General features: G+C 62.2%; 11 protein-coding genes. 1 reads left to right on the forward strand and 10 read right to left on the reverse strand.

Going from position 1 to position 14,629, the window contains the following annotated elements; translation table 11 throughout:
* Window positions 1-120: 120 nt before the first annotated feature.
* The 9 genes from AC245Y_RS21260 to epmA all read right to left on the reverse strand — a co-directional run bounded on the left by AC245Y_RS21260 (window position 121) and on the right by epmA (window position 12,944).
* Complete coding sequence (locus AC245Y_RS21260; protein WP_017995479.1) at window positions 121-3,432, reverse strand: oligosaccharide flippase family protein; 3,312 nt, start codon at window positions 3,430-3,432, stop codon at window positions 121-123.
* An 88-nt stretch (window positions 3,433-3,520) separates the two neighbouring features.
* Entirely contained in the window at window positions 3,521-4,699 is a 1,179-nt protein-coding gene (locus AC245Y_RS21265; protein WP_017995480.1) for a glycosyltransferase family 4 protein, read from the reverse strand.
* Window positions 4,700-4,744: 45 nt separating this feature from the next.
* Entirely contained in the window at window positions 4,745-7,225 is a 2,481-nt protein-coding gene (locus tag AC245Y_RS21270) for a glycoside hydrolase family 2 protein (RefSeq protein ID WP_017995481.1), read from the reverse strand.
* A gap of 16 nt (window positions 7,226-7,241) precedes the next feature.
* Window positions 7,242-8,234, reverse strand: coding sequence for a DUF1839 family protein (locus AC245Y_RS21275; RefSeq protein WP_017995482.1), 993 nt, complete (start codon window positions 8,232-8,234; stop codon window positions 7,242-7,244).
* Window positions 8,225-9,133, reverse strand: a complete 909-nt coding sequence (locus AC245Y_RS21280; protein ID WP_026157505.1) for an amino acid--[acyl-carrier-protein] ligase — start codon at window positions 9,131-9,133, stop codon at window positions 8,225-8,227. The genes AC245Y_RS21275 and AC245Y_RS21280 overlap by 10 nt, the downstream gene beginning before the upstream one ends.
* A 5-nt stretch (window positions 9,134-9,138) precedes the next feature.
* Complete coding sequence (locus AC245Y_RS21285; protein WP_017995484.1) at window positions 9,139-10,320, reverse strand: acyl-CoA dehydrogenase family protein; 1,182 nt, start codon at window positions 10,318-10,320, stop codon at window positions 9,139-9,141.
* On the reverse strand, window positions 10,320-10,571 hold the full coding sequence (locus AC245Y_RS21290) for an acyl carrier protein (protein WP_012759417.1): 252 nt from the start codon (window positions 10,569-10,571) through the stop codon (window positions 10,320-10,322). Before AC245Y_RS21290 ends, AC245Y_RS21285 begins: the two co-directional genes overlap by 1 nt.
* A 262-nt stretch (window positions 10,572-10,833) precedes the next feature.
* The gene (locus tag AC245Y_RS21295) at window positions 10,834-11,886 is read right to left on the reverse strand and encodes a lysine-2,3-aminomutase-like protein (protein WP_017995485.1); all 1,053 of its coding nucleotides are present in this window, start codon (window positions 11,884-11,886) and stop codon (window positions 10,834-10,836) included.
* Window positions 11,883-12,944 (reverse strand): EF-P lysine aminoacylase EpmA, encoded by a 1,062-nt coding sequence (epmA, locus tag AC245Y_RS21300; protein WP_017995486.1) that lies wholly within the window; start codon window positions 12,942-12,944, stop codon window positions 11,883-11,885. Before epmA ends, AC245Y_RS21295 begins: the two co-directional genes overlap by 4 nt.
* Before the next feature lie 149 nt (window positions 12,945-13,093).
* On the opposite strand from epmA, the gene efp reads away from it, so the two are divergent.
* Window positions 13,094-13,663: an elongation factor P gene (gene efp, locus AC245Y_RS21305; RefSeq protein WP_012759420.1), complete on the forward strand. Its 570-nt coding sequence runs from the start codon at window positions 13,094-13,096 to the stop codon at window positions 13,661-13,663.
* Between the two features lie 223 nt (window positions 13,664-13,886).
* On the opposite strand, the gene AC245Y_RS21310 is transcribed toward efp, so the two are convergent.
* Window positions 13,887-14,615, reverse strand: a complete 729-nt coding sequence (locus AC245Y_RS21310) for an SIS domain-containing protein (RefSeq protein ID WP_017995487.1) — start codon at window positions 14,613-14,615, stop codon at window positions 13,887-13,889.
* Window positions 14,616-14,629: the final 14 nt, after the last annotated feature.

The raw sequence follows: 14,629 nt of genomic DNA on the forward strand, positions 1-14,629 counted from the left end.
GCCTAAAGCGCGCCGCGATCTTTCAGATTCGCTTGCCGGAATTCAGGTCTTTGTTTGCCGCATGTCTTCGGCGCAAAACCGCTGCCCACTTTTGCGCAACATGCTTTAGCTGAAATCCGGTCATGCTCTGGCGAGACGAATGATCTCGTCGAGCACGAATTTGCGCGATTGCGGCGGCGTCAGATTGTGGTCGGCATCCGGCAGCATCAGCAGGCGCACGTTCGGATAGCGGGAAAGCCTGGCGCCGCGCGGCCCGAAGTGGAAGTAGACATGGTCGAGCCCGACATCGCCCTCGCTGTAGATCAGCGTCAGCGGCACCTTGCGCTTGCCGAACAGCGCGAAGGAGTGCCGGACCTCGCGGGCGATATGGCGCCGGTCGGGAAGCAGCTCGAGCACCGGCGCGATCCACGGCGACAGCCGGCGGCCGGCGGCGATGACGATGTTCTGCAACGCCGAGACGACATCCACCTGGCCGCGCAGCAGCCGCTTCAGCGTGTCGAGCCGCGCCAGGCGCTGGCTGTAATCATCGAGGCTGCGGGGAACGGAGACGACATGCTCCCTGCGCACCGGCATGTCAGGATCCCAGTAATAGACGAACGGATTGATCGACACGACAGCCTTCAAGCGCTCGTCGGCAACGCCGGCGCGGAAGGCGACATAGCCGCCGCTGCATCGGCCGGCGACCATGACGGGGCCGGCGACGACGCTTTCGAGCAGGTCGAGCGCGGCGACCGCGTCCCCGGTCTGGGTATCCGAATAAAGCACCTGTTCCGGCGCATCCGGCCGCGGCGGGCTGTCGCCGACATTGGCGGAATCAAAGCGCAGCGAAACGACGCCTTGGCGGGCGAGCTCGCGCGCCATGTCTACCGTCGTCCGTCCCCAGCCGGCATGCCGGTCATAGGCTGTCGACAGGAAGAGCACGGCGTTACCCTTGATCTCGCCGAGCGGCCGGCTGACGACGCCGACGAGATGATTGTGGCTTCCGAAACGGACCGGCGTTTCCGCAAAATCATCGCCGGCAAGCAGCGGGTTGTCGATCGCCGCCGGCGAATGGGCGGCGGATGTCTGCGTCGTCGTTGTCTCCAGCCATGTCGTCAGCAGCCCGACGACAGCCATCGGCGTCTTGGCAAACAGCGGATTGGTGGCGAGCTCGTCATAGCCTTCGAAGGCCGTCTGCTCGACATCGGCGCCAAGCGCCTTCAGCGCATCGGCAAAGCCGGTATCGTCGGCCTTGGCAGGGCGTTCGAGGATCAGATAGCGGGAGGTCGCGAGCCCCTGCGGCGAGGCGATGTTGAGCTTGCCGAGCTCGGCAGCGATTTCCTCGGGCATGACGAGCCCGGCGATCTGCACCTTGGTGGTCTGGACATGCTCCTTGCCGAGGCCGAGATCGGCATCGATGATCTTGGACCACATGTTGAGTTCGCGCAGATAGGCCCGGCCGCTCAGTACCGGCGCCAGCATGACGAGGCTGTCGACGCCTTCGATCGAGGAACCGACGCGATGGGCAAGCGTCGCGCCGAGGCCCTGTGCGATGAGGATGATACGGTCGCAGCCGCTCAGCGACTTCAACTTGTCGGCGGCCGCGCGGATCGAATCTTCCCAGGTTTCCAGCCTCGCCGGCAGTGCGTCGAAATTAAGCGCATCGCCCGTGCCACGATAGTCGAAGCGCAGGCTCGGCACGCCGATATCCGAGAAGTGCTCGGCCGCGACGCGGAAGAATTTGCGGCTGCACATCTCCTCGAAGCCCCAGGGGCTGACGAAAAGCACGGCGGCCGAACGTTTCTTGGCGAGAGGATTTTCAGGCATGAACAGCCCGATCGTGCCCTCGAAGACCACAGGCAGGGCGGCGCTGCGTCCCGCGCCCTCGGCCGGTTCCAGCGAGAATTCGCCGGGCGCGACCTTGGCGCGATCGGGATCGCCGGGAAGCCGTGGCGCGATGAAATTGATCGCCTGGCCGACCGGTCGCCGCAGCAGGGATGGCATCTTCTCGAGAATGGAGCGCATGACTTCGACATCCTCGCCTGGCACGGCGCGCAGCACCCGGAGTGCTGCAAAATAGGCGAATGCGCCGGCGATGATCGCGCCGACCAATCCGGCCGGACCATGGACGAATTCCAGCACGGAAATCGCTCCGCAAGCACACAGCACGGAGGCGAGCGTCACCTTCGTCAAGCTTGCGTAGAGACCCGAAAGCTGGGATCCGAATCCTGTCTGTCTGATCATCATCACCGACATCGCTACGAATACGAGGATGCGCACGAGTGCGGCACCCTCGGCCGCAAGCCTAGGTACGATCAGTAAACAACCCGCTACCATCAGTAGGCCACCTATCACACTGATGTTCAGGCGGGAGCGGGCCCTGTCCATCGACAGCAGGTAGAGGCTGAGAATCTGCATGAAGGTATAGGCGGGAGCAACAAGCGCAAGCAGCGCCACCACCGTCCCGCTGCGGCGGAACGCTTCGCCGAACACCACGAGCACCAGTTCGCTAGAGATCGCGGCAAGCCCGAGGCTCATCGGCAGCACGATATAGGCCATGCTGCGGGTAACGGCGGTAAAGACCTCGACCGGCAATGTCGAATCGTCGCTGCTGTGCCGTCGCTCGGAATAATAGGGCAGCAGGCTGCCGGTCATCTGGATCGGCAGTTGCAGCGCGATATTGGCGATCGACAGGCCGACGGCATAATAGCCGACCATCTCCACCGACCAGAACTGCTGCAGGAAGAGCAGCTCGAGCCGGTTGAGGAAAATGGAATCGATGATGAACTGGATCGACAGGATGACGGAGGAGGAGGCGAGATATTTCAGCGAGACCCCGCACCAGTCGCGCCGCGCCAGAAGGATCGGCAGCGTGGCGAAAAACAGCACCAGCTGGCCGAGCGCATAGCCGACGAGTACGCCTTCGACGCCGTAGAAAACGGCGCCGACGGCAACGCCGGCAAGCTGCACGATCGAGACGGCGACCGTCAGCTTAAAGAAGGCGCCCAGCTTCTTTTCGCCGATCAGGTAGAATTTGACGAAGGAACCGATCGCTTGGACGAAGAACAGCACGCCCGTGACCAGAGCGACGGATGGCGCCGTGTCGGCCCAGTGCATCTTTTCGGAGGTCAGGAAGAACAGCGCGTAGAGCGCCAGCAGCACGACGGTCGAGAACATCATGAAGCTGACGAGGATGGCGGCAAAACCTCGCCGGCGGCGCGCGTCGAAGCCTTCCGCCGAAAGTTGCGGCAACGTCTTCAAGAGCGTGATGCTGGAGCCGAGCTCGGCGATCGAGGCGCCGGTCACCACCAGCCAGAGCGAAAAGGCGACGATGCCGTTGGCTTCCGGCCCGAGCAACCGTGCGGTTATGATCGATGAAACAAAGCCCGTCAGAAGCAGCAGCATGCCTGCCGCCCCGTTCATCACCGAGTTTGCGATAATACCCTTCGACATCTGTCCATCCGTCAGGATCGGCCTACCGCCGCATACCTGCCATCTCTAATGCGAAAATGTTAAAATAAAGCGGAGTGACGACGTCACCTTAGGCGGTCTGCATCGCCTCCAGCGCCTTGAGCGCCTTGTCATAGCTGTTCTCGGCGAGGTAGCGCAGCAGGAACTCCCGCGCCTTCTCGGCCTTCTTGCGCGCTCGCTCAGGCGCGAGGAAGATATCCTTCAGATGCCCGGCTGCTGCCTCGGGTGAGGGATCGGCCCAGACCGCGCCTTCGAGCCCGGCAAATTCGGGATGGGTATCGACCACCGGAATGAGGGGAGAGGCAACCAGCCAACTATTGTCGGGATCGCAGAAATCCACCGTGCCCGACCAGGCCGTGGAAACGACCGGCGTACGCTGCATGATCGCCTCGGCTACCGTCAGCCCGAAACCCTCGGAACGATGCAGCGAAAGATAGGCGTCGGAACAGCGGATCAGGCCGTTGATCTCGGAGTCCGACAGCCTGTCGGTGACGATCCTGATCCGGCTGTCGCCAGCGACCGAGCCGATCAGTTCTCGCAGGCCTTCATCCTTGTCGATATTGCCGCTGGCCTTCATCAACAGGAAGGCGCTGGGGCATTCGGCGGCAAATATCCTGAAGGCCTCGATGACGGCCTGCGGATTTTTCCGGTTGATCGAGGAGCCGGCGCTGAAGATGAAGCTGACGAGAAAGGCGTCTTCCTCGATGCCGAATTGCCGGCGCATGCCTTCGGTCGCCGGCTTCTCGGTGACGGGATGCGGAACGACGATGACCGGTGCCGTGGTGAGGGGCGCAATCGCCCGCCTGGTGAATTCCGACGGCACGAACACGGCATTCATGTAATGCATCGCATTGCGCCACTCCGCCGGCACGACTTCGAGCTCCCAGGCGAAATAGCCGATGTTGAAAGCGCGGGTGAAATTCGCAACGCCCTTCTTCAGGATCGCGCGCGGCAGCATCGGCGGATTGAGATGCCAGATCCGGCTCCCCGCGGGTTCGGCGGAGAGATGCGACGGTGTCCATCCGGCGAAGGAATTCTCGTCAGGATGCGTGCTGACGTCGGAGAGCGAAATCGCCCGCCCAGCTTCCGTCAATGCGCCGGCGCAGAGCCTTGCCGATTCGCCAACGCCGACCGCCATCGAGAGATAACCGACGACTTCCACCGGCCTGCGCGGATTGAAGGCAAGACGCGACCGCGGGATCAGCCGCTGCAGGACATGGGCGCGCAGAAGGCGGTATATCGTTCTCAAATCACGGTCTTTCCCAATGGATCGGCATCATCCTTCGCACAGGCGTCAGCCCTCGATTGCGACGCGATGCGAACTGCCTAGACTTTTGATCTCGCCCGCAGGCGGAATATCGCTTTCCAAGCCGGACAGCGCGTGGAGCTTCACGCGCCGCATCGCACCGGGGGCAAGGTGGAACCAGTCGTCGTCGGCCCGATAGCCTTCGATGTCGATATGCACCGATTGCGCCAGCCGGTCGGTCGTGAGATCGACGAACCAGTCGTCGCCGTCTCTGGTGAATGATGCTTCGATCCCTGCGTCATGCAGCGCCTTCCCCCGTCCGCACGGGAAGTGGAAGCTCTCGGCGAGAATGGCGCCGTCTGCCAGCGAGCGCAGGCGCGCCACACTGGCATCATGCGCCGGCGGCCCGAAACGGAAGGCATAGGTCGTATCGAAGAAGGCGCCGAACAGCGCGGTGCAGGCAAGGCGCTCCGTGTCCCTTGCCGCCAGCTTGAAGGCCCTGCTGCCGCTGACGACCTGCTGTTTTCCGTCGCGCAGGCAGACGACCTCGAGCTCGACGTCAAGCGCGGCATCCGTCTCGTTGACGACATGCACGTCGAGACCGTTCGTTCCCTCGTCGGTGAAGACCACTTGCACCGGCCGGAATGCACGGCGCATCGCATACCAGACAGGCTTCGGCTCTCCGGTGGAATCGATCACTCCCCAGCCGGGGCCGGGCAACAGGTCCTGCAGCGTCCAGACGAGCGCGCCGTTGCAGGCGGAGCCCTTGCGCCGCCATTCGCCAAAAGTCTCCTCGATCACCTCGCCGGTAACGGCGCGGGAGAGATCGAGATAGCGTTCCGGATCTTCGCGGCGCAGCTCGGCCGGATCGAAACCGTAGAGAAGCTGCAGGTAGAAATCGCGAACATCCTCGAAATCCCACGATGCGCTGCGGTCGCGGGGCACGCGGGCCTTCCACAGCGGACTGTGGACGGCGGGCACATCGAGATGACGCTGCAGCGTCCTTTGCTGCGGCACATGCGCGAAGGCGAGGCTTTCGGAGGCAAAACGCACATCGGCGCGGCGCGCATCGGCAATTGGCCGCATATAGGCGCCGACGCCGTAATAATGGGCAATACCGGCATTCGGCGAAAAGGGCATCGCTCCGCCATAGGGCGAGTTCGGCACATAGGGCACATCGGGGCGCATGCGCGCGACGACCGCCGGGATGATTTCATCGGTGACCGGCCCGCTCCAGAATTCCGCCGGCAGGCCGAGCATTGCCGCCTGCTGGTGGACTTCGCTGCCGCCGCAGAGCACGGCCAACGAAGGCGACGCCTGCACGCCGTGGAGGAATTCCTCGACCTCCGCATGCACGTGACCAAGAAAAGCCTTGTCGTTGCGTGGATAATCAAAATTGGCGAACATGAAGTCCTGCCAGACGAGCAGACCGAGCTCGTCGCAGAGTGCGAAGAAATCAGGCGTTTCGTAGGCCATGGTGCCGCCGATGCGGATCATGTTCATGCCGCCTGCAGCGGCAAGCCGCAGGAACGGCTCATAATCCGCCCGCCCGCCCGGCAATCGCACGATATCGGCCGTCGTCCACACGGCACCACGGCAGAAGATGCGTTCGCCGTTGACGAGAAGCGCGAAGTCGTCGCCATCGGCACCACGGTCGACGTCGATACGTCGAAAGCCGGTCCTGCCGAGCGGATATTCCACCCCGTCCGAAACCAGTGTCAGCGCATAGAGACGCGGAGCACCATGCGTATGCGGCCACCAGGCCTCGATGCCGGAAAGCTTGAGGATAGCCGAGTAATGACTGTCGCCGACCTTCTCGAAGGGCTGCTCCATCCCGCCGCAGCGCAGCAGCATCGCCGGATCCTCGGCATTGCTATGCAGGGACACGCTGAGACGGCCGACGCCACTCTCCTCCAATACGGCGCGGATGGAGACATTGTCGATCGAGACGGGATGACGCCGCACCATCGAAATCGGCCGCCATGGCCCGACGGCATGGATATCGGGGCACCAGCCCGGCATATGGCCGAGCAGCGTCGTGCGGAAATTCTTCAAGCCCGCCGGCGTGATCATCTGCGGCCGCCAGCGCGCGCGCGGGCCTGGCTCCGACAGGCGGGGCCCAAGCGCCCGGAAGCACAGCGCCAGTTCGTCGCCGCCCGAAAGCGTCACCGGAATCTCGTGCGCCGTGAACATGCTCTCGGAAAACAGGATTTCCTGGCCGTTCAGGAAGACATGGCAGAGCGTTGCCAGCCCTGCGAAACGCAGGATCGCGTCGCCGGGCTCGGCATCGAAAAGCCGGCAGAGATACCAGGCATCCCGCGTGTTCAGCGGCTCGGGATTTTCCCGGTCGAAGAGCCCGGCTTTTTCGAGCGCGGCGGCGACGGTGCCGGGAACGGGTGCTGGAATGAATTGTGCGGAGAGCGGGATGTCGTGCGGCACGGCGCAGGCGCCCGGCTCCGTCAGGATCAGGTTCCAGCCTTCGGAAAGTAGACTTTCCTCGGCACCGATGCTCGCCAAACGCCCCCGCATGGTCAGATCTCCGGCCTCAGATTCGCCCCGCAAGCGACGCCATCATGGAATCCCATGCATCGGCGGCCGGATCAAGTGCTGCCTGCAACGGCTCGAACTTCCTGCGGGTGACGGCGCGGGCAAGCTGGAACTGCACCGATTTCGCCACCTCCGAAATACGCCCGGCATGCTCGGCGGCAGCCGCGAATTCACCAGGGGAAAGCCAGGCGAGGTAATCGGCCGCCAGCTCGAAATTGGCGCCCACCTGGCGAAGCGTGTTGAAGGCGTATTTATGGAAGAAGCCGAACGGCCGTTCCGCCACCGCTTCGACCTGTTGCGGAAAGACGCTGGCAAAGGCGCGGATCGGGTTTTCGCGGGGACGCCGGGCAAAATGAAAACCGGCAAGTCGCCGCGCGGTCGCGCGCAGATGCGCGTCGTCTGCCGGCCTTTCCGGGAATCGTGCAAATTCCGTATAGGGCAGAAACGGCGCGTCGTTTTCCGTCAGATGCAGCTGAAACAGCCCGTCGAAATCCTCGCCTTCGAGACGGAAATAACCGGCATTGTGGAAATAATCGACGCGCTTGGCCGCAACATCCAGCCGGTTGATCGCAACCGTCGTCTTGCCGTGCTCCTGCCGGTAGGCGGTGCCGCGCGTATCCGGCATGTAGAAAGAATCCATTTCGATCAGGCAAAGGCGGGCACGCGCGATCTGAACCTCGACATGGCGTTCGACACGGTCGTAGATGGCAAGCTCAGTCGCACGAATGCCGTAGAGCGCTTCGAGATCCTCGAGCGGCACCTTGAAGAAGGTGAACTGGTCGCCCTCGAAATCCTGCGTCAGGGTAAAACCCAGCATCGCCTCTGGCGCAACGCCTGATGTCGCCAGAACCTCGATCCAGAGATCGACATAACAATTGGTTTCCGGCCAGGCGCGCTCGCCGGAATGCAGCGCATGCGCCCGGTAGGTTTCCGGGTCGATTCCCGAAAATACCCCCGAAAATAACGACGTCATCGATTTGCTCAGCCCCACAGCGCTTTCCGTACGCTGGCCGGCCATTGCTTCACATCGAGCCCGTGATGATGGAAGAGGGCAAGGGCGATGCGCTCCAGTCCGAAGCCGACGCAGGCGGTGTGCGCGACACTGCCGTCTTCGAGATTGAGACCCCATTTCGTGCCGAAGGCATCCTGATGGTAGTTGAAGCTCATGCAGGCGGTCGGGTTGGCAGTCGAGGTGATCGGGATCAGAAGCTCGAACTTCAGGTTCTGGTCGCGCTGATTATTGGCGAGCATCTTGCCGGCGCGGCCGAAGAACGGATCATTGGCAACGTCGATCGTCACCTCGAGGCCCACGGCCTTCATCATCTCGACGCCGCGATCCATCCAGCGCTGGCGGAAGTCGGTAACGTGCAGCTCTGTGCCCATGCACACATATTCGCGCATGCGGAACAGCTGCTGGCGGGCAGGATCTTTCGACGGCTCATGGCGGAAGCAATAGGATTGCAGGTCGAAGAGGCCGCCGGTCTTCGGCAGGTTGCCGCGCTTGGCGATCGTCGGATAAAGCGGATAGCAGGCAGCCGGCGTCAGCACGATGTCGGTCGCCTCCTGCCCCTTGGTCCAGTCTTCGCCGACTTCCATGCATTGCAGCAGGCTGACATGATCGAGCTCGCTGCCGCAGAAGCTGTGCACCGTGCCGGCGAGCTGCGGAAAGCTCTTCATGTAGCCGCTCTTCTCGAAGAAGGCGCGGTTCATGCCGGGCGGAAAGCGCATGGCTTCGGCACCATCGGCGCCGCCGAACGTGTCGATCAGGCGCTCGAAGGCAGCGATCACGTCTTCGAACTGGCCGCTGCGGCCGTAGAGCCCGTCGATGCCGGTATCGATCAGCAGACCGGATTCGAAAAGCCGGTCCAGAAACGAGGTCTGCATATCCATGACTGTCACCCCAGTAGGCTAGTGTCCTGCTTATGGACAAGAAGCATGCTCGACGTGTTGCCGAGGATGCGGTCATTCGAAATCATGAGCTGTGCGGAATGCGCGTCGCGCAGATGGCGTCCGAGGCTGAAGGGCGTGCCGTTCTTGTAGCCCATGATGCCGCAGATCAGCATGGCATGGTTGACGATTTCCAGGATCATCTCGGACGAGGCGATCTTGACGTTGTTCATCGCCACCGCAAATCCCATCGAAGACAGCCTGTCGGCATCGGCCTTGGCATCCTCATAGGCCTTGAGGCCGGCAACCACGTTGGATTTCACCATCTGCAGCAGGTTCGAAACCTCGGCGAGGCGCAGCGCGCCCGGCGGCTGGGCATCCGGCGCCTTGCGGGCGGCAGCACGCACGAAAGCCTGGGCGCGCACAACGGCGTCGACGGCGATGCCGTACCAGACGCCGCTCCATAAGAGGTGCGAGGAGGCAAGCATGGATTGCGCCGCGATCTCCGCGAAAGGCTTCGGCAGGATCTGGCAAGCCGGCGCTTCGCCCTTGAACAGGAAGCCGTCGGAGCAAGTGCCGCGCATGCCGAGCGTATTCCAGACATGCGTTTTCTCGAGCGTGTACTGGTCCTTGAGGAAGGCCGTCAGCACCTGATCGGAGGAAGCCGCCTGCGCGTGGCCACGCGAGGTGATAAGGATGGCGTCGGCGTGCGAGCCATAGGAAATGACAGTCGCATCCTTTTCGAGGCGGCACGTGTCGCCATCGACCTCGACCGCGCAGATGCTGTTGCGCAGATTTCCGCCGATACCGCCTTCGGTGGTGGCGGATGCGATCAGCAACTGTTCGGCGGCGATGCGGCGCATGAAGCTGCGATGCCATTCGCTGTCGGCGCCGTGTTCAACGAGGCTCGATAGCTTGATATGGTGCATGGCGAAGACCATGGCGCTCGCGGCGCAGGCCTGGCCGAGCATCGAGCACAATTCGGCGATCTCGGTGATCGAGGCGGATTCGCCGCCGAAATGGCGCGGCACCTGGATGCCGAGCAGCCTTTCGGCCTTCATCGCGTCCACGGCTTCCCTGGGGAAACGGGCGTCGGCGTCGACGGCATCGGCGTGTTTCGCCGCGATTTCAGCAACGCGGGCCACCCTTGCAACAAGACCGTCCTGCATGATCTTGACGGGGAAATTCATCAGGCGACCTTCCGGCTGTCCCGGATGAGATCGACGGTCCTGGCGATGGCCGAGATGCTCGCGAAGGATTTGCGGTTGAGGAGATTGTCGGGAAATTCGATGTCGAAGGCCTCTTCGATGCCAAGCATTAACTGCACAGAAGCAAAGGACGTCAAACCTGCCGCATAAAGATCGGCGTCGTCGGCGACCTGGTCGATCGACCCAGGAAGCTTGCCGAATTTGGCTACGAGGTCGCGGATTGCCTTATTCATCCCATCACTCCAAGATTCTCATGATCCCGAACCGGCGTTCATCGCCTTGTCATGAGCGTTCTTTTAGTGCGGAAAACAGAACATTCCGCTAATTTATTGAGTTAAATATGACTGAGGCTCATAGCTACGATTTTAGCGATCATTCCCGGATTGTCGTAAACAACCATATTATATCAATGACTTAAGATAATTTCGATACTGCGACACAGTCTGGTTTCTGGCGTGGAGAGTACAGAAATGACACGCAAACGCCGCGTTTGTCTCAATCGGCCGGCGGATAGGAATGCTCGCCGCCACGATAATCGGTGACGGAATAACATCCGTCGCCTGTCGCCCGCATCGCGCTTCCGCTGATGACGGCCTTGCCGTGACCGCCGGGGATATCGAGGATGTAGGCCGGCTGGCAGAGACCGGAAATCCGCCCGCGCAGCGCCTCGACGATCTCCTGCCCCTCCTCGATCGTCACTCTGAAATGACTGGTGCCGGGCGCCAGATCCGGATGATGCAGATAATAGGGTTTGACGCGGATTTCGACGAAGGCCTTCATCAGCTTCGCCAGCACGTCTGGATCGTCATTGACACCCTTAAGCAGCACCGACTGGCTGACCATGGCGATGCCGGCATCAACGAGACGGGCGCAAGCGGCCCGCGCTTCCGGCGTCAGTTCGCGGACATGGTTGGCATGCAGCGCGACATAGACCGTCTTGCCGCTCGCCTTCAGCGCGCCAATCAGCGCCGCATCGATCTTCTCGGGGTCGACGACCGGAACACGCGTGTGGAACCTGATGATCTTCACATGCGCGATCCCGGCAAGCGCCTCCATGATCTCGCCGAGCCGGCGCGGAGAAAGCACCAGCGGATCGCCGCCGGTGAGGATGACCTCCCAGATCTCCTCTTGCCTGCGGATATAATCGAAAGCTGCCTGCATCGCCGCCGCATCGAGCGTGCCGAGGCCCTGCGGCCCGACCATTTCGCGCCGGAAACAGAAGCGGCAATAGACCGGGCAGACATGCACGGCCTTGAGCAACACACGATCGGGGTAGCGGTGAACGATACCTTCGACAGGGCTGTGGGCATGATCACCGATCGGATCGGCGCGTTCTTCCGGGGCGATCGTAAGTTCGGCTGCATCGGGCACGAATTGCCGAGCGATCGGATCATCGGGGTCGGCTCGATCGATGAGCTTGCTGATCGCAGGCGACAGCGCAACCGCGTAACGCGCCGCCACCTCCTCGAGCGCTACGCGATCGGCAGGCGCGACCAGCCCCGCCTTCAGAAGATCGTCGACGCTCTTGATCGGTTTGACGACATTCATCGTCCGTACTCCGCCACCGGCGCCCAGAGCACCTGGTCGATGCGCGATGCTCCCGTCGCCAACATCACCAGCCGGTCGAAGCCGAGCGCGATACCGCTTGCATCAGGCATCAGCGACAGCGCGGCGAGGAAATCCTCGTCGATCGGATAGGTCTCGCCGTAGACCCGCGCCTTCTCGGCCATCTCGATCTCGAACCGTCGCCTTTGTTCGGCAGCATTGGTGAGTTCGCCGAAGCCGTTCGCAAGCTCGACGCCGCAGGCATAGAGCTCGAAACGCTCGGCAACCCTGGGGTTGCGCGCCGAGGGACGCGCAAGGGCTGCCTCCGAGACCGGATATTCGTCGAGGATGGTGATGCGGCCGAAGCCGAGATGCGGCTCGATCTTTTCGACCAACACCCGGCTGAAGAGATCGGCCCAGCCGTCGTCATCGGCAACACGCATGCCGACGCGCTTCGTCTCGGCCGCCAGATGGTCGCGGTCAGTCGAACCGTCGGCGGCGACCGAGGCGAGAAGATCGATGCCGGCATGACGCTCGAACGCTTCGGCAACGCTGATCCGCTCCGGCCCGGCGAAGGGATCGCTCTCGGCGCCGCGAAAGGCAAGCTTCCCGGTCTTCACCGTCTCAGTCGCCAGCGCCAGGATCCGCACGCAATCCATCATCAGGCTCTCGTAGCTTTCGCCGGCCCGATACCATTCGAGCATGGTGAACTCAGGATGATGCAGTGGCCCGCGCTCGCGGTTGCGAAAGACATGGGCAAAACACGAGATGCGCTCCTCGCCCGCCGCCAGCAGCTTCTTGCAGGCAAATTCCGGCGAGGTATGGAGGTAGAACGGCGCCTTTTGCCCATTCGTCGTCAGCGCTTCCGTCGCGAAGGCATGCAGATGCGCCTCGTTGCCGGGAGAAACCTGCAGCACCGCCGTATCCACCTCGATGAAATCCTCGCGCGCGAAAAACCCGCGCAACGCCGCCTGGATCGCATTACGTCCGATCAGGAACGGACGGCGGTCTGCATGCACGGACGGGGTCCACCAGGGGGACGCTTTCGCCGAAGAGTTCATTCCAAGCTTTCTTCGCCGGAGAGGCCGGCATGGGGGGTGGCTATTTCCCGGATTTTAGGTTAGTTGCGCCCCAAAGAAAAACATTTGCGTCTTCGGGGGCGTCTCGACAGTCATTTACGACGCCGAAAGCCGAGTTACAAGGAAGTCTTATGGTCAAGGTCATCGCCTCTTCGGTCCGCAAGGGCAACGTTCTCGATGTCGACGGCAAGCTCTACGTCGTTCTCACCGCCCAGAACTTTCATCCGGGCAAAGGCACGCCGGTCACCCAGGTCGACATGCGCCGCATCGTCGACGGCGTGAAGGTTTCCGAGCGCTGGCGCACCACCGAACAGGTCGAGCGCGCCTTCGTCGAAGACGTCTCCTTCCAGTTTCTCTATGAAGACGGCGAAGGCTTCCACTTCATGAACCCGGCGAGCTACGATCAGGTCGTCGTCGATGTCGCCACGATGGGTGACGACAAGGCTTATCTGCAGGAAGGCATGTCCTGCATCCTCTCGATGCATGAAGGTATTGCGCTGGCGCTCCAACTGCCGCGCCACGTCACGCTCGAAATCATGGAGACGGAACCGGTCGTCAAGGGCCAGACGGCATCGTCCTCCTACAAGCCGGCGATTTTGTCGAACGGCGTGCGCGCCATGGTGCCGCCGCACATCAATGCCGGCACCCGCGTCGTCATCGCCACGGAAGACAATTCCTACGTCGAACGCGCCAAGGACTGATCCCGGTTTCAGCCTATCGAAGAGGCCGGCTCGCGCCGGCCTTTTTTGTATCCGCCGTCTCAATTAAATAATCAGAGCATGATGTCGTCCGAAAACCGCACGCACTTTTCGGCATCATACTCTAGAGCAATTCCAGCAAAAGTGCACAGCGGTTTTGCGTCCGGAATTGCGTGAAAACAAAGAGATAGAGCACTTCCGTGATTCGAAGAAAAACGGAAATGCTTTAGAGATGCGGGTTGCGCGGACGGTATTTCTTGACGAGCTTCTGGTTGATCTCGGCGGCACCCGGCATGTTGGCACTGAGATAAATTGGCGCATCGCCGGATTTCGAAAGCTCCGAGGCGACTTCGGCGAAGATCGCATTAATGACGGTCACCCCGACGGCCGTCGAGACTGGCCCAACCCGGAGCCCCGTGCCTTCGAGATCGACAACGGCGTCACCCGGCGGCAGCCCGTTGTCCAGCACCACATCGGCCACGTCGGCAAGCCGCCGGCGGCCATTGGCGATCGCTGAGGAATAGGCGATCGACGTGATGGCAATCACCTTTGCGCCGATTTCGCGCGCATAGTCGGCGGCCTCGATCGGCGCGGCGTTCACGCCCGAATTGGAGGCGATGATGATGACATCGCCCGGCTGCATGCCGTAACGCTCCAGCATCGGCCGCACCAGGCCTTGCGTGCGCTCATAAACCGAACTGATGACCGCGCCCTCATGCAACATGGCCGAGCCGACGAGCACCGGCACGGTAAAGGCGAGCCCGCCGGCACGATAGTGCACCTCTTCCGCCAGCATATGCGAATGGCCGGTGCCGAAGACATAGACACGCTTGTCGCCTCGGGCAGCATCGAGGATGGCGGCTGCTGCCTGCGCCATCGGCTGGGCAAGCGTCTGCTTCAGTTCCTCCAGCCGGCCGATGAGGTTGGAGAAATAGGCATCGGTAATGTCGGTCATCCCACTTCTCCTTG

The sequence above is a fragment of the Rhizobium sp. SRDI943 genome (assembly GCF_057653695.1).

Bases quoted from the DNA above. Each gene is read 5' to 3' on its own strand.
- efp (WP_012759420.1), top strand. From the start codon at position 13,094: ATGGTCAAGGTCATCGCCTCTTCGGTCCGCAAGGGCAACGTTCTCGAT.
- AC245Y_RS21285 (WP_017995484.1), bottom strand. From the start codon at position 10,320: ATGAATTTCCCCGTCAAGATCATGCAGGACGGTCTTGTTGCAAGGGTG.
- AC245Y_RS21290 (WP_012759417.1), bottom strand. From the start codon at position 10,571: ATGAATAAGGCAATCCGCGACCTCGTAGCCAAATTCGGCAAGCTTCCT.
- AC245Y_RS21295 (WP_017995485.1), bottom strand. From the start codon at position 11,886: ATGAATGTCGTCAAACCGATCAAGAGCGTCGACGATCTTCTGAAGGCG.
- AC245Y_RS21260 (WP_017995479.1), bottom strand. From the start codon at position 3,432: ATGTCGAAGGGTATTATCGCAAACTCGGTGATGAACGGGGCGGCAGGC.
- AC245Y_RS21310 (WP_017995487.1), bottom strand. From the start codon at position 14,615: ATGACCGACATTACCGATGCCTATTTCTCCAACCTCATCGGCCGGCTG.
- AC245Y_RS21280 (WP_026157505.1), bottom strand. From the start codon at position 9,133: ATGGATATGCAGACCTCGTTTCTGGACCGGCTTTTCGAATCCGGTCTG.
- epmA (WP_017995486.1), bottom strand. From the start codon at position 12,944: ATGAACTCTTCGGCGAAAGCGTCCCCCTGGTGGACCCCGTCCGTGCAT.
- AC245Y_RS21270 (WP_017995481.1), bottom strand. From the start codon at position 7,225: ATGCGGGGGCGTTTGGCGAGCATCGGTGCCGAGGAAAGTCTACTTTCC.